The sequence below is a fragment of the Streptomyces sp. NPDC044984 genome (assembly GCF_040646935.1).
Taxonomy (GTDB): domain Bacteria; phylum Actinomycetota; class Actinomycetes; order Streptomycetales; family Streptomycetaceae; genus Streptomyces.
Window position 1 is genome coordinate 166,111 of record NZ_JBEZBE010000006.1, and the last position, 17,261, is coordinate 183,371.

18 protein-coding genes and 1 pseudogene are annotated in these 17,261 nt (G+C 71.9%); 9 read left to right on the forward strand and 10 right to left on the reverse strand.

Features of this window, described 5'->3' with window-relative positions:
• Nucleotides 1-9 precede the first annotated feature (9 nt).
• The 3 genes from AB0A94_RS08955 to AB0A94_RS08965 are packed head-to-tail and all read left to right on the forward strand — an operon-like array spanning nt 10 to nt 2,135.
• The gene (locus tag AB0A94_RS08955) at nt 10-1,215 is read left to right on the forward strand and encodes an erythromycin esterase family protein (protein ID WP_361741047.1); all 1,206 of its coding nucleotides are present in this window, start codon (nt 10-12) and stop codon (nt 1,213-1,215) included.
• A 39-nt stretch (nt 1,216-1,254) separates the two neighbouring features.
• On the forward strand, nt 1,255-1,728 hold the full coding sequence (locus AB0A94_RS08960) for a hypothetical protein (RefSeq protein ID WP_361741050.1): 474 nt from the start codon (nt 1,255-1,257) through the stop codon (nt 1,726-1,728).
• On the forward strand, nt 1,725-2,135 hold the full coding sequence (locus AB0A94_RS08965; protein ID WP_361741053.1) for a hypothetical protein: 411 nt from the start codon (nt 1,725-1,727) through the stop codon (nt 2,133-2,135). The genes AB0A94_RS08960 and AB0A94_RS08965 overlap by 4 nt, the downstream gene beginning before the upstream one ends.
• A 22-nt stretch (nt 2,136-2,157) precedes the next feature.
• On the opposite strand, the gene AB0A94_RS08970 is transcribed toward AB0A94_RS08965, so the two are convergent.
• Complete coding sequence (locus AB0A94_RS08970; RefSeq protein WP_361741055.1) at nt 2,158-3,231, reverse strand: hypothetical protein; 1,074 nt, start codon at nt 3,229-3,231, stop codon at nt 2,158-2,160.
• A 392-nt stretch (nt 3,232-3,623) separates the two neighbouring features.
• Nucleotides 3,624-3,974: a DoxX family protein gene (locus AB0A94_RS08975; RefSeq protein WP_361741058.1), complete on the reverse strand. Its 351-nt coding sequence runs from the start codon at nt 3,972-3,974 to the stop codon at nt 3,624-3,626.
• Nucleotides 3,975-4,090: 116 nt separating this feature from the next.
• Here AB0A94_RS08975 and AB0A94_RS08980 point away from each other — a divergent pair, with 116 nt between their 5' ends.
• A complete protein-coding gene (locus AB0A94_RS08980) occupies nt 4,091-5,086 on the forward strand; it encodes a LysR family transcriptional regulator (protein WP_361741060.1) in 996 nt (331 codons plus the stop codon).
• Here the strand turns inward: AB0A94_RS08980 and AB0A94_RS08985 are convergent.
• From AB0A94_RS08985 to AB0A94_RS09010, 6 genes and pseudogenes are all read right to left on the reverse strand, one after another.
• Nucleotides 5,011-5,248, reverse strand: a pseudogene (locus tag AB0A94_RS08985) (DNA helicase UvrD); the annotation flags it as partial. The gene AB0A94_RS08980 and the pseudogene AB0A94_RS08985 overlap by 76 nt on opposite strands.
• Before the next feature lie 85 nt (nt 5,249-5,333).
• A complete protein-coding gene (locus tag AB0A94_RS08990) occupies nt 5,334-6,545 on the reverse strand; it encodes a restriction endonuclease (protein WP_361741063.1) in 1,212 nt (403 codons plus the stop codon).
• Entirely contained in the window at nt 6,542-8,356 is a 1,815-nt protein-coding gene (locus tag AB0A94_RS08995; RefSeq protein ID WP_361741066.1) for a DUF4357 domain-containing protein, read from the reverse strand. Before AB0A94_RS08995 ends, AB0A94_RS08990 begins: the two co-directional genes overlap by 4 nt.
• Nucleotides 8,357-8,511: 155 nt before the next feature.
• Entirely contained in the window at nt 8,512-10,149 is a 1,638-nt protein-coding gene (locus tag AB0A94_RS09000; protein WP_361741068.1) for a hypothetical protein, read from the reverse strand.
• A gap of 49 nt (nt 10,150-10,198) precedes the next feature.
• Nucleotides 10,199-10,576 carry a hypothetical protein gene (locus AB0A94_RS09005; RefSeq protein ID WP_361741071.1) on the reverse strand — a complete coding sequence of 126 codons (378 nt, stop codon included), beginning with the start codon at nt 10,574-10,576 and terminating at the stop codon, nt 10,199-10,201.
• On the reverse strand, nt 10,573-13,008 hold the full coding sequence (locus AB0A94_RS09010; protein WP_361741074.1) for an AAA family ATPase: 2,436 nt from the start codon (nt 13,006-13,008) through the stop codon (nt 10,573-10,575). Before AB0A94_RS09010 ends, AB0A94_RS09005 begins: the two co-directional genes overlap by 4 nt.
• Before the next feature lie 206 nt (nt 13,009-13,214).
• Between AB0A94_RS09010 and AB0A94_RS09015 the strand changes: the two genes are divergently transcribed.
• From AB0A94_RS09015 to AB0A94_RS09025, 3 genes are all read left to right on the forward strand, one after another.
• Entirely contained in the window at nt 13,215-13,418 is a 204-nt protein-coding gene (locus tag AB0A94_RS09015) for a hypothetical protein (RefSeq protein WP_361741077.1), read from the forward strand.
• Between the two features lie 149 nt (nt 13,419-13,567).
• Complete coding sequence (locus AB0A94_RS09020) at nt 13,568-13,912, forward strand: hypothetical protein (RefSeq protein WP_361741080.1); 345 nt, start codon at nt 13,568-13,570, stop codon at nt 13,910-13,912.
• 5 nt (nt 13,913-13,917) lie between these two features.
• Nucleotides 13,918-14,418 carry a hypothetical protein gene (locus tag AB0A94_RS09025; protein WP_361741083.1) on the forward strand — a complete coding sequence of 167 codons (501 nt, stop codon included), beginning with the start codon at nt 13,918-13,920 and terminating at the stop codon, nt 14,416-14,418.
• 201 nt (nt 14,419-14,619) lie between these two features.
• On the opposite strand, the gene AB0A94_RS09030 is transcribed toward AB0A94_RS09025, so the two are convergent.
• Complete coding sequence (locus AB0A94_RS09030) at nt 14,620-15,174, reverse strand: hypothetical protein (RefSeq protein ID WP_361741086.1); 555 nt, start codon at nt 15,172-15,174, stop codon at nt 14,620-14,622.
• A gap of 129 nt (nt 15,175-15,303) precedes the next feature.
• Here AB0A94_RS09030 and AB0A94_RS09035 point away from each other — a divergent pair, with 129 nt between their 5' ends.
• Nucleotides 15,304-15,948, forward strand: a complete 645-nt coding sequence (locus AB0A94_RS09035; protein ID WP_361741088.1) for a hypothetical protein — start codon at nt 15,304-15,306, stop codon at nt 15,946-15,948.
• 60 nt (nt 15,949-16,008) lie between these two features.
• Here AB0A94_RS09035 and AB0A94_RS09040 read toward each other — a convergent pair whose 3' ends face one another.
• The gene (locus AB0A94_RS09040; RefSeq protein WP_361741091.1) at nt 16,009-16,692 is read right to left on the reverse strand and encodes a hypothetical protein; all 684 of its coding nucleotides are present in this window, start codon (nt 16,690-16,692) and stop codon (nt 16,009-16,011) included.
• On the opposite strand from AB0A94_RS09040, the gene AB0A94_RS09045 reads away from it, so the two are divergent.
• Complete coding sequence (locus tag AB0A94_RS09045; protein WP_361741094.1) at nt 16,643-17,197, forward strand: Scr1 family TA system antitoxin-like transcriptional regulator; 555 nt, start codon at nt 16,643-16,645, stop codon at nt 17,195-17,197. The two genes, AB0A94_RS09040 and AB0A94_RS09045, sit on opposite strands and share 50 nt — an antisense overlap.
• Nucleotides 17,198-17,261 lie beyond the last annotated feature (64 nt).

Below are 17,261 nucleotides of genomic sequence, written 5' to 3' on the forward strand. Positions count from 1 at the left end.
GTTGAAGGCATGGCAACCGACATCAGGGACATCGCCCGTGCCGTCGAGGCCGCGGCCGTCATGGAGCTGCTCCCGGCCCGTCCGCGCGTCCTCGCCCTGGGCGAACCCACCCACGGCGAGGGCACTCTGCTCGACCTGCGCAACGAGCTCTTCCGGCAGCTGGTCGAACAGGAGGGCTGTCAAACGATCGCCATCGAGAGCGACTGTGTGAAGGGCCTGCTCATGGACGCCTACGTCACCTCGGGCGTGGGCACCCTCGACGAGGTCATGGAACACGGCTTCAGCCACGGGTGGGGAGCGTTCCCGGGCAACCGCGAACTGGTCCGCTGGATGCGGGCGTACAACGAGGACCGCCCCGAACCGGGACGGATCCGCTTCGCCGGTTTCGACGGCCCGCTGGAGATCACCGGCGCCGCGAGCCCGAGGCAGTCCCTCACCGCACTCCACGACCACCTCGCGGCCCACGTCGACGCGGACCTGCTGCCCTGCACCGCGGAGACCCTCGACCGCCTGCTCGGCGCCGACGAGCCGTGGACGCGTCAGGCGGCCATGACGGACCCGTCCCGGTCCGTGGGCCGCTCGGCCGAGGCCGGGGAACTGCGGCTGCTCACCGACGACCTGGTGGCGCTGCTCGACACACAGACGCCCCACCTGATCACCGCGACCTCGCGGGACGACCAGGACCGCGCGCGCCTGTACGGCCGTACCGCCGCGGGCCTGCTGCGCTACCACTCCTGGATGGCCGACACCTCACCGGCCCGCATGACCCGCCTGCTGGCCACGCGGGACGCGATGATGGCCGGCAACCTCCTCGCCCTCGCCGAACGGGGCCCGGTGTTCGTCCACGCGCACAACAGCCACCTCCAGCGGGACAGGAGCACGATGCGCATGTGGGACCACCCGCTGCTGGAGTGGTGGAGCGCCGGCGCGCTCGTGAGCGCCCGGCTCGGCGAGCAGTACGCCTTCCTGGCCACGGCCCTCGGCACGATCCGGCACCACGGGGTGGACACCCCGCCCCCGGACACCCTCGAGGGACTCCTGTACGCGCTCCCGGAGGACCGCCGCCTCATCGACGCCTCCCGACTGGCCACCGCCCTCGCCGACGCGCGCCCCGCTCCCCGGGTGTCCCCGTACTTCGGCTACGCCCCACTCGACCCGGCCCACCTGACCCGGACCGACGGGGTCGTGTACGTCAGGGACGTCCCGCGGGACTAGGGTCTTCGTGACACGGGGCTCGGAGGGGGAGTGACGGGAGTGCTGTCGGGCCTGGGTCTGTCCGCGGTCTGCGCCGTCGGCGCGCGCGTCGCCGCGGTGGGAGTCGTCGCGGTGGCGTTCCCCGGCCGGCCCCAGCCCTGGGCGACGCGTCCGCCGCGCCGTGCGGCGGCAACGGCCGCGTGGGCGGCCGCAGCCGTCTACTCCCCGGGACTCTTCTCCGTCCTGGCGTCGGAACAGGCGTTCGGCGACGGCGCGGACTCGATCCCCGCCCCGGCCTGCCGCGACGGCTTCGACGCCGGGACGAGACAGGGCCTGTCCCACCACCGGTCCTCGTACCTGCCGCTCCGCTTCGACTGCGTCCGCGACGACGGCAGCGTCCACTCCACCGATCCCGACCACGTGTGGATGAACCGGGCGTCCGCGTCCCTCGCCCTGACCACCGCCCTGCTCGTCATCGACGCGGGCCGCGCGCCCGGGTTCCGCGCCCGGGAGAAGACCGCGGTGGTGTCATGACGCTGCTCCCGGTCTTCGTCGGGCTCGTGGTCGGCTGGGTCGCGCTGCGCGGGCTGCTGGTGCATCCGCTGCTGCCGTCGTGGGTGCGGACCGCGGTGTTCTGGTCGGTGCCGCTCGGCGCCGTCACCTGGTTCGTGATCATGACGGCGGACGACGCCTTCCTGTTCCCGGAGACCGCCCCCTGCCCCAGGGAGCCGATGCGCGAGGGCGTCCTCGGGGACGGGAAGGTCTCGGGGATCTCCACCCCGTTCCCGCCGCGCGCCTACTGCCGGTGGGAGGACGGCACCGTCTACGACCTCGCGCCCGGGGCCGAGTTCGTGTTCTGGGTCTTCTTTGCCATGACGGTCGTACCGCTCGCGGCGGGACTGTGGCACGCGCTGCGGGAACCGAAGTCGCTTCTGCGCTGAGCGTGCCGGCCCGCGGTGGCGGTCAGCCCCGCCGCACGCCCTTGACTGCTCGGTTCCGCCACAGGCAGTACACGGCGGCCGGGTCCTCCCAGTACCGCCACGGCAGGGCGCCCACGTACCCGTCGACCAGCCGGAACTGCAGCAACGCCGCCTCGTGGCGGCCCTGCCGGGTCAGGAAGTACGCCAGCAGGTGCCGCACGGCCGCCGTGTCCGGGTGGTCCTGCGGAGCCGCGGCCACGTCCGCCAGAGCCGCGTCGACCATGGCGACCAGATACGGCGCCCGGAAGTCGTCCCCCTCCGCGGCGTCGTCACGGTGCTCGTACCACGCGATCAGCGGCAGCGCGCTGAGCAGGCTGCCACGCGGCGCCTTGGCCACGGCCTCGCGGGCGAACGACACCGCCAGATCCTCCGAGCCACGCCACTTCGCGCACCAGTACTGCAGCGCCGCGCAGTGCGCGCCGAAGTGGTACGGATCCCGTGCGGTGGCCTCCTGCCAGATCCGGCGCATCCTCTCCCGCGAGTAGCCCATGCCGAGCGCGGTCCAGATCTCGGAGACGTACGGCGAGGGGTCGTCCGGGTTCAGTTCCGCCGCGCGCGCGTTCACCTGCGGTGCCCGCGCCAACGTCTCGTGAAAACCGGCGAACTGCTCCCGGCTGGTGTCCTTCGCCCAGCCGCCGCCCCGCAGGTGCCAGGCCAGGGACACCGTCGCCCGCGCCCGCACCAGCGCCACGTCCGGGTCGTCCGCTCCGGCCGCCGCCTCCCACGCCTGCAGCCAGCTGCCCGGCCGCGCGGCCCGGTGCGAACCGAGGGCGTCGGAGTAGAACGAGCGGCGCGCCCAGTCGCGCCGCTCCCTGGTCCGGGCCAGCAACCGCGCCGCCGGTTCCCAACGGCCCTGCGCGGCGGCGGCCTCGGCCCGCTCCAACTCGGCGTCACCGGCCGCCTGCCGGGTGTTCTGCTCGGACTGCGGCAGAAAGCCCAGCGCCTCGGCCCTCCGCGACGACCGCCCGGAGGACGAAGGGCCGCCCATGAGCCGCCGGTAGTAGGCGACACCGACCGCGGCGACGAGCGCGACGACGACGATACGGGCGATCTCCACGGGTCACACACCACCTTGGGAGGCCACGACCACCACGGAGCCTTGCGCACACACGAGTACACCCATCGGGGCAGAGTCCTTCACGGGGAGACACACGACTGGGACAGGCGGGGGGAAGAGTCGGAGTATGACCCGCGGAGGTCACCTCTCGCAAACGTGTTCCCGATGGCTGACCTGGGAGGAACGCCGGAGATGGAGGGGGCCGGGGAAGGCCGCCTCGTGCGCGGCGCACCTGACGAACACCGATGCCGTCGGTCCGCACCGCACGGCTGTTCCCCGCCGGGGCCGGCCATGTCGCCGTCGGCCGGGCGCCGTCGGTCGACGGCCTCTGCTGCCCTGACCCCGAAGGGAGTTGACCCCGGGCCATGGCCTGTCGTGCGGCACCGCGGCGTTCACCGTGTGACGGCAAGGACGAAAGACGCAACGGCCAGCGCCAGATAACCGCCGGGAAAGGCGAAGTTGTAGTACACGCGAGCGCGGATGTGCGCGGCGACGGCGCCGAGGTAGAACAGGACGAGCCCGGTCGCGGCGGCGACGCCGACGACCGGGACACCCAGGAGCCCGAGGAGGAGACCGGCGGCCCCCGCGGCCTTGAGCAGGGCGAGCCACGGGATCCAGGTCCGCGGGAGGCCGACCTCTGCCGAGTTGGCGAGCACGAACCCGGCCCCGAGGAGGTCCGCGGCGGCGATTCCGGCATTGGCCAGGACCGTGACGACGGTGGTGATCGCGTAGGCGGTGAACATGTACCCCGTCCTTCGGTCGAGCGCGGAGTGAGTCCGGCGAACCCGGCACGCTCACCCCGCCAAGCCTCCTGGGGACCTTGAACAGCGTCCAATACCTGCGCCCATAATCTGTGGGCATGGATGTGGACACCCGGTTGCTGCGCTACTTCCTCGCCGTGGCGGAGGAGGGGACCCTCACCCGTGCCGCGGAACGGCTGTTCGTGTCCCAGCCGGCGCTCACCAAACAGATCAGGCAACTGGAGACCCTGCTCGGAGTGCGGCTGTTCACGCGGTCCCGCGCCGGCATGACCCTCACCGAAGCGGGCCGGACCCTGACGGAGCGGGTACCGGCCCTGCTGGCCGACTGGGACCGGGCACTGCGGGAGACCAAGAACACCGCCGGCCGGACGGCCCGCCTGCTGCGGGTCGGCTTCCTGGCCAGTGCCGCCAACGAGACGACCCCGCGCATCGTCGCGGAGTTCACCCGGCGCCGGCCGGGCTGGCGGGTGGACATGCGGCAGGCCGCCTGGTCGAATCCGAGCGCCGGTCTCGCCGACGGGGACGTCGACGTGGCCCTGCTGCGGCTGCCCTTCCCCGACCGGAGCGCTCTGCGGACGGCGGTGCTGTTCACCGAGCCCCGCTGGGTCGCTCTCCCCGAGGGGCATCCGCTCGCCGCTCGCGACACGATTCCCTTCCGGGACCTGTGGGACGAGCCGTTCGTGGCCGCCCCACCCGAAACCGGCTGGTGGCGGGAGCACTGGCTGGCCGTCGACGAACGCGACGGCCACCCGGTCCGCATCGGCGCCGTCACCGACCAGCCGGACGACTGGCTCAGCGCCATCGCCAACGGCTACGGCATCGCCCTCGCCCCCGCGTCCGCCGCCCGCTTCTACGCCCGGCCCGGTATCGCCTACCGCCCCGTCGGAGGCGTCAGCCCCAGCCAGGTCGGCGTCGCCTGGGCCCGCTCCGACGACGGCGACCCCGTCGTCCAGGACTTCGTCCACTGCTGCCTGGAGGCGCTACGGCCGGAGGGGACCGCCGCACCGGAGACGGTACCGAAGGCGAGCCGCAGCCGGTGGGTGCGCCCGGTCACCGCGATGCCCGGTGAACCGAGGGACACCTTCGAATCGTAGATGCGCTGGTACGGGTCACCCGCCTGTGACGAACGGATCGTCGCTGCCGGGAGCCGCCGCGCCCCGCAGCACCCGCCACCGCGCGGGATGCGGATCCTGCGCCTCGTCCACCACGACATGGTCGTGCGCGGGCGCCGAAGCGGCCGGCAGCTCGGCCGCCCGCGTCGCGGAGTTCGTGGTGCAGAGCCGCTCGGCGGCCCAGGTGCAGGCGTCGTCGTGCCGTACGACGTCGACGAGTGCGAGCTGATCATACGTGCGGTGCCCTCACCAGCCGGGCGGCCACCTCCGCGACGTCGGCGAGCAGCCCCGCCGGGTCCTGGTCGAGGTCCAGGGCGTGCTGGTGGAGGACGATGCCCGCGTGCCGCACCCGGTGGGCGGCGTGACCGGCGTTGCCCTTCGCGTACACCAGGTGCCCCTCGTCCAGCCCGAGGGCGGTGCAGTAGGCGAGCATCTGGTACAGGTCGGCGTCCGGGTAACCGCCCGGTCTCTCCACCTTGTACTTGGCGTCGGCCACCGCGCACGGCGCGCGGTCGGGCCCGTGGAGGACGAGGTCCGGCTTCATGCGGATCGTCCGCGCCTCGTCCAGGTGAAGCGGGTCCTGGAACCGCGCGACGTACCCGGAACCGCGCAGCGCCTCCCCCAGGGCGACGGTCACGAAGTCCTCGAAGAGCTTGTTCATGTCGAACAGGAACCCCTCGACGCGCAGCCCGCCGGGCCCGTGCTCCGGGGAGGCGTCCTCCAGCACGGCCCGCGCCAGGCGCAGCGCGTGGTGGTACCGGGCGTTGAGCCGGCTCGGACGCCACTCGGGCAGGGGCCGGCCGCGCACGAGCAGCGTGACGTCCGCCAGCCGCGCCCGCTGGTGCAGCAGCCTCCGGCGTACCTCGCGCGGCACGCCGGGCAGCCGCAGCAGCCGTTCGACGGCCGCCCGCAGGATCCGGTTCTCCGTGATGTCCGTCGTGAACTCGTCGTACACCACCTCCACCGGCAGCGCCGCCCCGAACCGGCGCCGTATCTGCTCGGCCTCCCGGATCCGCCCCCGCACGACCGGCGAGGTCTCCTCCGTCACCCGGTAACCCTGCAACAGCCCCTGTCGCAGAGCCCGGTCCACCTGCCGCTCCACGGCGTGGGCGAGCGCCGGCAGCACCTCCCGGTGCTCGGCCACGTCGACCTCACCGTCCCGCCAGGCACCGGCGGGATCGAGGCTGTAGCCGAGCAGGAAGAAGAGACGACCGATCGGCACCTTGGGGGTGATACGGACCGTGAGCGGACCCTCGTGCCCCGGCACGGCAACCGTGACGGCCCCGACCTTGCTGCCCGCCCGCAGTGACCAGTGTCCGGGGGAGTACGGATCCGGCGCCGCGTCCACGATCCGCAGCGCGGCGAGCGCCCGCCCCACGTCGTCGGGCAGCGCGACGCCGACCGCCGGCGCGTGCTCGACCAGCTCGACGACTTGCGTCACCCCAGCGACTCCCGCAGCGCCGCCAGCCCGTACCGCTTCTCGGTGTCCACGCCCTCGCCGTAGTGGTGCTCCTCCAGCAGCGGCAGGATCTTCGTCCGCCAGGTCCGCTCCAGACCGCCCTCCCGGTACACGCCCTTCTTCATCAGGTACGAGGGCCCGATGCGGAAGTCGGGATCGTCGATCCGCGCGTTGAGCGCGTCGAGCAGGTCCGCGGGCTCGGAATCCCTGCCCTCCCGCTCCAGCCACCGGCGCAGCAGGCCGCTCGTCGGCTCGGTGCGCGGCGACAGCTCGACGAACGCGAACCGTCGGCGCATCGCCGCGTCGACGAGGGCGATGGACCGGTCGGCGGTGTTCATCGTGCCGATCACGAACAGGTTCGGCGGCAGCGCGAAGTCGTCACCCGAGTACGTCAGCCGCACCGACTTGTTGCGGTACTCCAGCAGGAAGTACAGCTCGCCGAAGACCTTCGCGAGGTTGGCCCGGTTGATCTCGTCGATGATCAGGAAGTGCGGGATGTGCCGGTTGCCCTCGCGGGACGCCAGATCGGCGAGTTCGCGCAGCGGCCCGGCGGTGAGCCGGAACGCCACCTCGCGGGTCTCCGGGTCCTCCTGCGGCCGGAACCCCTCGAAGAAGTCCTCGTAGGAGTAGGAGGGGTGGAACTGCACGAGCTTGACCTGCTCAGGACCGCCGCCCAGGAACTCGGCGAGCTTGAGGGCGAGATAGGTCTTGCCGGTGCCGGGCGGGCCGTAGAACACGAGCTGCCGCTCGTCCCAGAGCAGATCGCGCACCTCGCGCAGCCATTCGGTCCCGTGCACGAGCAGCTCGGTGGCCAGCTCGTCCGTGGGCTCGGGCAGCTCCAGCTCCCGCCGGGCAGCGAGCGCGGGGGTCTCCACGCTCGGGTCCCGCTCCGTCGCCCCTGCCTCCTCGGCCAGTTCCTGGTCGGTGAGACCGAGCCCCTCGACGTGGGCCTGGACGGCGGAGAGGTCGACGACGTCGTGCTGGACGGACAGCTTCTGCTGGAGCTCCTCGGGCAGGTCGTCGTAGGGGAAACCGGTCGGCTGCCACTCCACGGGCCGGCGCAGGTTGGACCGGCGGTCCTCGGACTCCGTCTGCTCGGCCTCGCCGGTGACCTCGCCGACGTAGAGCCGGCCGCCGGAGATCGTGCACACGGTGTCGCCGGGCTTCATGCGCGACAGGAAGGCGTGGAGGTCCTCGACGAGCTGCTGCCGCTGGCTGTACGTGGCGGTCGACTCGTAGTCCTCCTGGACCAGGATGCGCAGCTCGTCCTTGCTGACGCCCTGCCGGACGCCCTGCCGCAGTCGGGAGGCGGCGAGGGTGACGCGTCCCTCGGACAGCCACAGGCGCTGGACCAGGTCCAGACCGGTGACGTTGGAGCCGCGCACGAGCCAGGTCCGGTTGGGACCCGCCCACACTCCGGACATGAAGTCGGACAGAGGCCTGTCGTCCTCGGTCCGCCACTCCTCCCATCCGTTGCGCGGCGCCCCCACCAGTACGACGGCGGCGAAGGAGGGGGAGCCGAACACCACGTCCTCGGTCAGCTCCAGCCAGCCGGGCCAGCGCACCGACGGCACCAGCACGCCTTGTGCCCGGAGCTCCTCACGGCGTTTGGTCGGCGCCTTGAAATGCTTGCCCAGCGAGGGCATCACATGATCCCGCGCCGGAGAACCGGCCCGGACGAGGAACTTCCGGCTGCCGTTGGTTCCCGTCTCGTCCAGGAGCACTCCGCGTGCCCGGTCGATGCCGTCACCACTGGGCAGCCGGAGCCGGAACTCCGGATATTCGTCGGCCATAAGACCCTCTCGCACCTGCTGGTCGATCCGTCTGCAGCGTACTGGCAGACACGGACAATCCTGCTGCGACGCCGGCATCGGTGGGCCGGTCCTCGATGACGAGAGGGCCGGCCCACAGCAGACTCGCTGAACGCCTCCGGGTGGTCAGCGGTCCGTCACGTCAACGTGTTGGACAGATGGGGCCCGATGTACCCGATGTAGATGCCGTACTCGGCACAGGCCCCGTCGAAGTAGTGCAGCCGCGGTGCGATCGTGTTGCCGCCGCCGACGCGTACGTGCGCGCCCATGAACACCTTCCGTGCCGGATCGACGTGCTCCGGCACGGGGAACGTACGCTGCCAGCGCCAGCTCGAGTTGCCCTTCACCGACTTGGACTCGTCCCGCACGATCTTCCGGGGTGAGATCGTGTGGGCCCCGCCCGGGGCGTCGGCACACCACTGCTTGAAGTCCCGGCCGACCTGCCCGGCGGTTGTCGCCCGGGCGAAGTCTCCGAGAGCCAGCAGCGCGTCCCAGGTCATGCGCACCCAGGACGAGCCGTACGCCTGCGCGTCGAGGTCGATCGTCACCTTCCGGGAGCCGGTGAAGTGCAGGCGGGGCAGGGAACCGAGGCGGTCCAGGAGTTCCTCGAAGGACTCCGGGCCGTCCTCCGGCGCGGTGAGCGGGGTGTACGCGGCCGCGGCGGCGCCCAGTTCCACCATCTGCTTGCGCAGCGCCTGCAACTGCGCACGGGCGGTGTGCAGTTCCCGGTACTGCTCGTCGTACTCGGCGATCAGCAGGGTCTCGTTGTCCTCGGCCTTGCGCAGCTCGTGCTTGAGGTCGCGGATCTCGTCGGCCCGTACCCGTTGTTCCCGCCCCGCCTCCTCCAGGATCTCGTGGAGGACCTCGTTCTCGACACGCAGCCGTTCCAGCTCGGGCGCGGCGGAGTCACCCGGTGCGCGGGTCCGCATGACCGGCACGGAATCGAGCTCGGCGGGCAGGGGAGCACGGGCGGCCAGCCGCTGGGGCAACTGGGCGATGATCCTGCGGGCCTGGGACGGGCGGTCGGTGATCAGCCTGCGGGACATCACCCGGTGCCGCTGCCCGTCGGCGGGCCAGGCCGGGTCGACTCCCGGGAGGTAAGTGCGCACACCGCCGCCGTAGACCCGGTGGTACTCCAGCGCGCGGTTGAAGCGGGCCTCCGCCTCGGGGGTGAGCACGTAGAGGATCGCCAGACCGGCCAAGGGCCGGACCAGCGGGTCCACGGTGTCCTCCAGCCAGGTGTCGAAGTCGGCTCCGTACGGCGTGCTGGCCACGACGACCGGCAGGCGCCGTGTCTCGTCGCACAGCTCGTCTATGACGGCGTCGACGTCCTCCGCCTCGACCACCTGGGGATCGGCCGTGACGTCGGCGCGGCCGTCGCGCGCCTCGAGGACCTCGAGGAGACCGCGCGCGAGCCGGGGCGTCTTGGCCGGTACGGGCACGGCCTCGGGGTCGTCCGGCAGGTGTTCCACGTCCAGCTGGACCCTGGTCGGGCCGTCCCCGGCCTGACGGATCACCAGGGTGGTCTGCCAGGTTCCGCCGGGCAGCGTCTCGCGCAGCCGCCAGCGCCCGTACGTCCCCGAGGCGCCGGTGGCGGAGTCGTGGTCGAGGGTGACGCCGCGGGCTATCTCGTTGCGGCCCTCGGTGAAGGCGTCGACGTCGTAGCTCTTCGGGGGTTCCCTGAGCCATCGACGCAGCCGGTCGTCGACCTGCGCACCGGTCGTGACGTAGTCCAGTCCGCTGGTGACGACCATGCGGTAACGGCGGGTGTCCAAGGCGGGATCCTCGTGTCCGGAGATGTGCGGGGGTGTAGGGGGAGACCGCTCAGTCCTCCGCGGCGCCGAGTACGGTCAGCAGGTCGGTGACCTCCCGCAGACGGGTGTGGATCTGCGCCGGGGCCGGAGGCAGTTCGCAGGTGCGGTAGTGGCAGGCCGCACTGAGCGCGGACCAGGTGGTGTGGCAGCGGCGGGCCGTCTCGTGGCCCGCGTACCAGCCCAGGCACAGCAGCCGGTGCTTGCCGACCCGGGTCATCGACGGGGTGACCCGCCGCCAGTACGCGTCCAGGGCCTCGTCGAGCGCCATCCGGAGCAGCATGGCGGCGGCGCGGGCGCGCAGACCGGGCGTCAGGGTGTGCGCGGTGCCGGGCTCGGGAAGCAGGAGGTGGCGGGCAGCGGTCACGAGGGACTGCGGGGACGCGTTCACCGGACACCCCCGACGCTCTCGGAGCCGCCGCTGCGCCGGATGGCCGCCGCCAGCGCCTCGGTCCGGCGCACCAGTCTCTTACGGTCCTCCACCGTCGGAAGAGGCCCGTGCGCACCGGAGTTGAAGGCTTCGACCAGTGCCCAACCGCCCGCACAGATCCGTTCGACGGCCTCACGGGCGTGCTGCCGCCCGTCCCCGAGCAGCGCGAGGGACACGTACGTCTTGGTGCGGTCCAGGGAAGCGACGCGCTCCTCGACGTCCCGCAGGCCGAGCCCTCGTTCGTCCCGCAGTCGGCGCCGCGCGGTCTCCAGACAGGCCGCCTCCACCGCCACCCGGCACATGGCGGGCAGTACGTGATCGGCCACGTCCTGCGGAAGGTTCGGGTCCAGGGAGATGTCCCGCGCCTCCTTGAGCGCCTGCTCCACCGGGTCGGTCACCGTCTCCACGCCCACCACCGAGTCGGGCTGACGGGTGACCCGCAGGACGGTCGCCTTGATGCCGAGGTGGACGAGGGCCTGCTGGAGCCGGGTGTCGTGGGTGAAGACGATCACCTGCCGGTCACGGGAACAGGCGTCGAGAACCCGTGCCAGCCCTTCGACCTTCTCCGGGTCCATCGACTGCACGGGGTCGTCGATGACGAGGAACCCGAACGGGCTGGCCGCGTGCGTGGCGCGCGGCAGGAACAGGGACAGCGCCAGCGAGTGCAGCTCGCCCTGGCTCATCACGCTGTAGGCGGGGGCGTCCATGTCGTCCACGGAGACGCCGAGTTCGACCTTGCCGCGACCGGGAGTGCCGGCGAGGGTGACGGAGCCGAGCGTGACGCTGCTGTGCTCGCACAGCTTCTGCCACACCTCCTGCGACCGCTGCGCGAAGGGACGCAGCCGCTCGTCGCGCAGCTCGTCGATGATCGGCCGTAGCCAGCCGCGGGCCTTCCGCGCGTGCTTGCGCCGCTCCCGCGCCACCTCCGCGGCCTCCGCCGCGCCCAGCCACTCGGTGAGCTGCGCGGCCGTCGGCTGCCAGGCGCCGTCGTGCTCGGCGAGGCGCAGGGAGGCCTCCTCCCGTACCTGCCGGCAGGCGTCGTCCAGGGTGGCCGCGGCACGCTCGACGCGGTCCGCCAGCTCGCGGGGATGCGTGACGTCCCGGCACTGCGCCCACTCCTGCCACACCGCCGCGAGCGGGGACGTCTCGCCGCGCAGCCACACCGGGACCGGCTGTACGAGGTCGTGGACGGCCCGTACCGCCACCGCCACGTCCTGCCGGGCGGCCTGCGCGTCGGCGGCCTCGGCCTGGAGCCGCTCCGCTTCGGCCCGCGCCTGCTCCGCCCATGCCAGGTCGAGCCGGTTCTCCGTGCCGCAGACGGGGCAGTCCGTGCTTCCGGAGCGCCGCCGGTGCTCGATGGCCGTCTCCAGCAGCCGGGCCAGGCGTCGGGCCTCCTCGGCACTGCCGTACCGGGCCTCTTCGGCCCCCTCGGCGGCCTTCCGCAGCCGGGCCACGGCTCCGCCGACCTCTGTGAGATCCGGCCCGGCCAGGCTCGCCCGCTGCCGCAACCGGGCCAGTTCGGCCTCGGCGGCCGGGGCACGGCTGCACAGCAGCGCCCGCACCCGGTCGAGGTCGGGCCGGGCACCCGACAGGGCTTGCGCGGCTTCGCGGGCCCTGGGGTCGTCCAGTGCGGCCAGCGTGTCACGGAGCTGGACGGTCAGCGCGTCAGCCCGCTTGACCGTCTGCTCGCACTCGCCCACCGCGTCCTTGACCCGGCCGTCGAACTCGGCGAGCAGCTCGAGCCCGAGGAGCTTGAAGAAGGCGTCGTGCAGCCCGCCCAGCGTGCCGTTGATCATCGAGCCGAGTTCGCTGTACGGCAGGAAGGGCCGGGCGAGTTCCAACGCCTCGGCATCGACGACCTCGTCCAGGCTCCGCTCCGAGCCGTCCGCCCCCTCGACCCCGGTCCGGGCCTCGCCGACCTTGGTCCCGAACCAGCTCCGCCGTACGGTGACGGCCTCGCCGTGTTCGCCGACGGCCAGTTCGACTCCGACCTCGGGCGTGACGTCGGTGCTGTGCAGGTTGCGCCAGCCCTTCTGCCAGTCGCCGGCCCGCCGTCCCTCCCAGCGGGAATTGAGTCCGGTGATCGCGGTCTCGGCGGCCTCGGCGAAGCTCGACTTGCCCGAGCCGTTGGGTCCAGCGACGACGACCAGGCCGGGGCCGGGCGGCAGTTCGAGGGTGGTCCGCGGACCGATGCCCCGCCAGCCGGCCGCGGTGATGGACCGCAACTGCACCGGCCCCGCTCGCCCTTCGCGGCTCCTGCCCCGCTCGTCCGGCAGCAGCTCGCGCAGCAAGGACCGCGCCTCGGCAGTGAGGTCCGAACCGTCGAGTCGGTTGAGGAGGAGCTCCCGTATGGAGGCCGGCGAGTCGGCGGAGGTCTGCAACTGGTCGGTCACGACTGTCCCTTTCGTGGGAGCGCGAGATGGGGTGCGCCTGAGAACGATGGACCTTTTGTTTACTTCAAGAGGATGTAGCTTGCTTGTAAGCATCGTCAACAAGTTAAGTAAAATAGGTTAATTCGAAAATGTGTACATGTGAAGAAGTGTTCGATGCAGCAATCGGTTACGTGTGTTGAACAAGGGGGTGGTGGAGAACCGCCAGGATGCGCCTGCTGGTGGCGGTCGGCTCAGAAGAGCGCGTCCCCGATCCACGCGACCGCCTGCTCCGGATGTGCGTCGGTGTCGATGCCGATGACGTGGAGTGTGGCGAGCATGCCCCGAGGGCTGTTGACTTCCAGCAGGCGATGGGCGCGGCCACCGGGTCGCGGATGCGCGATGACGGCGCTCGCCGGGTGCGGGAGCTGTAGCCGGCGCCGTAGGTGAGCAGTTGGATGGACGTCCGCGGCGCTGACGCCGTGGCGGTCGCACAGTACGTCGGGCCGGAAGGCGGAGGGTTTGCCCAGGTCCCCGCGAACGGTGTTCCGGCACCGCCTCTCCCGGGGAGGACCCGGCCGCCGTGCCGGGCGGCGACCTCGACCATGAGGCGCCGGACGACGGCCTCCCGGAGAGCGGGCATGCGCAGGAGCAGTCCGTCGGCCGTGATGCCGCGGTCGGTGAGGAGATCGCTCACACCACCGCCGCGCAGGATGAGGCGGGCCCGGGTGCGGGCCGCACGATAGCGCGCGTTGAGCCTTGTGCAGCGGATGCGGTCCAGGGCGTGGAGCACAGCGGCGGGGGAAGCGGCCGTGGGAAAGGCCTCGGCGGCACCGTGCAGGTCGCGGGCGAGCCCAGGATGGGTCGTCAGGACGTGGAACAGGCCGTCCTTGAGGGCGAGGGAGAGCCCGGTGCCTCGGTAAAGTGATCGACATGTCGTCCGCGCACCTGCTGATCATCGGAGACCGGGCCGCCCTGAGCTGGGTGGTGACCGAGCAGCGGATGGCGTTCCCGGCCGGGCGGACCAAGGTGGCGCGGACGCTGGAAGAGGGTGACGAGATCTTCCTCTACACGACGCGCGGCTGCTTCCGGAACCCGACCCGCGACCTGGGCCGTGTGGTCGCCCGGGCCTCGGTCGCCACTCCCGTACGGGCGCTGGACGAGCCGGTCGTCTTCGGCGACCGCTCCTTCACGGAGGGCTGCCGCCTTGAGGTGTCCGGCCTGGCCTCCTTCCGCGACGGGCTCGTCCTGCGCGACCTGGTCCCCCGGCTGTCGGTCTTCCCGGACCCGGCGACGTGGAGCGTCCGCATGCGACGGGCGTCGCTGCCACTGCCGCCGGAGGACGCCGACCTGGTGCGCGCGGAACTGCAACCGCTGCTGCGCCCGTACGACGAGGCCGTCGACGCCTACCGCTGGAAACCGGCGCCGGCCTGAGCAGGAGTGCGGCTCCCACGAGGTCCGGGAGCCGGCGACCCTCTGCTCGTGCTGTCGGCGAGTCCGTCGGACCGCTTCCGGACAGAAGCCCTGGGGCCGCGACGGGAGCGAGTCTCCTGGCGACACGCCACTGGCGACCGTTGTGCTGGGACATTCGCTCCCGTCGGCGTCTTGCCGCTGGTTCTGCCGACAGCGTCCCCTCTACTGCACCGGGCCTCGCAGATTGATCGGTGTTCGGTTGGGCACCCCGTCAAGGACCGTGCGGTCGACGGCGGGCCGGGGCCGGGGCGTCGCCGCGGTGAGCTTGATGACGCCGCGGTCGCCCAACACGGTCCGCCACTCGCCCGGCCGGGGCCGGCTGCCGCGCTCGCCGGCTGCCTGTGTGAAGAGCCTGCGCACTCCGTCGCTCTGCCGGTCGTCGAGGCAGCCGGGGACGAGTTCCAGGTCCTGGCCCGGTCTGACGTACGGCTGCCGGGCGACGATGCGTCTCGCCACCAGAGCCGTCTTGTAGGCGTCCGTGTCCACCGTCGCGTCGGTGGAGGGCGCGAGCGGGTCGTTCCAGTCCGGAGTGGCGGCCTGGGCCTGGACCGCCGCGCGTCCCACCCGGCGGAAGCCGTCGCAGTCCAGGAAGTGGACGGCGGGCTCGGGGGAGAGCACCACGGGCCGGTACACGTCGTGGCTCTCCGCCTTCAGCGCGGCGAGATCCATCTCGATGGCGTCCTTCAGCAGCCGGAAGGCGGCGCCGAAGGAGGTCACGCCACCCGCGGGGGGCGGCAAGCCGGCGCCGATACCGAGCTCGACGATCCACTCCGGCTGTGGACGTGCGAGTTCGCTCGGTACGGTGGGGCGTCTGGCTGACGAGCCGATTGCGGAGGGTTGTGACCTGTGAACGCGCAAGACGTACGGCGGGCGGTGGACGGCTGGCGGTGGCTGACCGAGTGGCTGCGGGTACACGCCCCGACCTCGTACGCCTCCCTGCTGCCGCCTGCCGCGGCGGACGAGATCGCGGAGGCGCAGGGCCGCCTTGGGGAGCGCTGCGACTTCCGCTTCCCGCCCGACCTCCTGGCCCTGTGGGCGGAGGCCGGCGGGGTACGGCAGCTCGATCTCGACGAGCTGGACGAGGAGGGCGAGGTGGCGACCGGACGGTTCCTGCCCCACGGGCTGCTGCTCACGCCCGCCCAGTCGATCAGGCCGCGCCTCGCCGGGTTCGATCCCCAGGGCAAGGACTACTGGGAGGGCGTGGAGTGGGTGGCGCCCTTCGGTAACTACGCCGAGGCGACCGACGCCGGTCTGTACCTGTCGGCGGCCGGTCTGGGCGAATGGACCAGTTATGAGGGCATGTACATGAACGAGCCCTCGTATCCGACGCTCGCCGACTATCTCGAAACCGTCCGCCGGACGCTCACCGAGGGCCCGGCCGACCGGATGGGCTCCCAGGTGCCTGGCATCGTGCACGGCTGTCTCATCTGGCAGGACCCGGAGCTGCCGAGGCTGGACGAGACGCACGCCGACTGGCAGCCGGTGCACTGAGCAGGACGGGGCCCGCCCCGAGGGATCGGGACGGGCCCCGCCGGCTTCACCGCGGAGTGACTACGGCTTCGCCATGGTGCAGACCAGGACGGCCTTCGAGGTGTCGCACCCCTTGAACCAGGCGTTGCCCGGGTCGAGGAAGTACCCCTGCGTGTCGAGCAGCCGCATCGCCTTGGCGAACTCGCCGAAGGGCCGCATCGAGCCCTGGTTGACATCACCGGACATCGAGGAGCGGCCGCAGTTCTCGGTGAACGACGGCGCGTCGTACCGGGTGTCGTCCAGGAAGTGCGTCTTCCCGTCGTCGGCGACGGCGGACACCGTCTGGATGCAGTCGGCGCCCCCGTTCGGGGCCTCGTTCAGGCCGCCGTTGACCGCCTTCATGCCGGCGGACTGGTACGTCGAGGCGAACGGGAACTCGTCGCAGTTCACCTCGTCGAAATGCGGCCCGACGTGGTGCAGGGCCGTCTTCGGATGCGGCAGGAACGTCTTGCGAGGAACCCACCCGGTGCTCGCCGACTTCGCCCCCTGGTACCGGGTGCACATCGCGTCCCGGCTCCGCTGCGGTTCGTAGGCCTCCTTGTTGCGGGCCAGCGGCGCGTCCCAGCTCTGCCCGACGCCCGCGATCTTGGACTTGTTCTGGATCACCCAGGCGTGCGCGGCCGCCTCGGGGTAGGCGGCGGTGTTGGGGCGGCGGATGCCGGACGCGTCCTTCGTGGAGCGGGCGGAGGAGGCGCTGGGGAACACGGGGGCGCTGCGGCACTCGGCTCGGTTTCTGACGCGGGGAGACGCGGGGCTGGCGGTCTGGTTTCGGCAGTGGGCCAGGCTGGAGCGTACGGCGGTGAGTCTGTGCACGTATGAGTGTCGGCTGGTCCCTGGACTGTTGCAGTCGGAGGGGTATGTACGGACTCTCTGCGAGAACGAGATTCCACCCTTGTCGGATGATGCTCTGGAGACCACCGTCCAGATGCGCATGGAGCGTCAGCAACTGCTCCGTGAACGTCCCAACGCGACGTTCGACTTCGTCATTGAAAACCTGGAGGCCGTGCTCGGTGAGGCCGGCATGTCCCTCGCGAACCTCGTCCGGCTCAACGTCTACACCACCGACGTCGATCTGCTGTTCCCGCACTACGGCGTGCTGGCGTCGCGGCTGGGCGCCGCCGGGGTGGCGCCGACCACCACGATGCTCGGGGTGACACGGCTGGCGGTCCCCGGCCAGATGGTCGAGCTGGAGGGGACCGCCGTCGCGTGAGGCGATCCCGCCGCCTCCGCCGCTCGCGCCGGTCGGACCGGCACGAGCGGCGGGCGGAACGGCC

Bases quoted from the DNA above. Each gene is read 5' to 3' on its own strand.
- AB0A94_RS09025 (WP_361741083.1), top strand. From the start codon at position 13,918: ATGTCGTCCGCGCACCTGCTGATCATCGGAGACCGGGCCGCCCTGAGC.
- AB0A94_RS09015 (WP_361741077.1), top strand. From the start codon at position 13,215: ATGCGCCTGCTGGTGGCGGTCGGCTCAGAAGAGCGCGTCCCCGATCCA.
- AB0A94_RS08980 (WP_361741060.1), top strand. From the start codon at position 4,091: ATGGATGTGGACACCCGGTTGCTGCGCTACTTCCTCGCCGTGGCGGAG.
- AB0A94_RS08955 (WP_361741047.1), top strand. From the start codon at position 10: ATGGCAACCGACATCAGGGACATCGCCCGTGCCGTCGAGGCCGCGGCC.
- AB0A94_RS08975 (WP_361741058.1), bottom strand. From the start codon at position 3,974: ATGTTCACCGCCTACGCGATCACCACCGTCGTCACGGTCCTGGCCAAT.
- AB0A94_RS09045 (WP_361741094.1), top strand. From the start codon at position 16,643: ATGCCGGACGCGTCCTTCGTGGAGCGGGCGGAGGAGGCGCTGGGGAAC.
- AB0A94_RS08995 (WP_361741066.1), bottom strand. From the start codon at position 8,356: ATGGCCGACGAATATCCGGAGTTCCGGCTCCGGCTGCCCAGTGGTGAC.
- AB0A94_RS08965 (WP_361741053.1), top strand. From the start codon at position 1,725: ATGACGCTGCTCCCGGTCTTCGTCGGGCTCGTGGTCGGCTGGGTCGCG.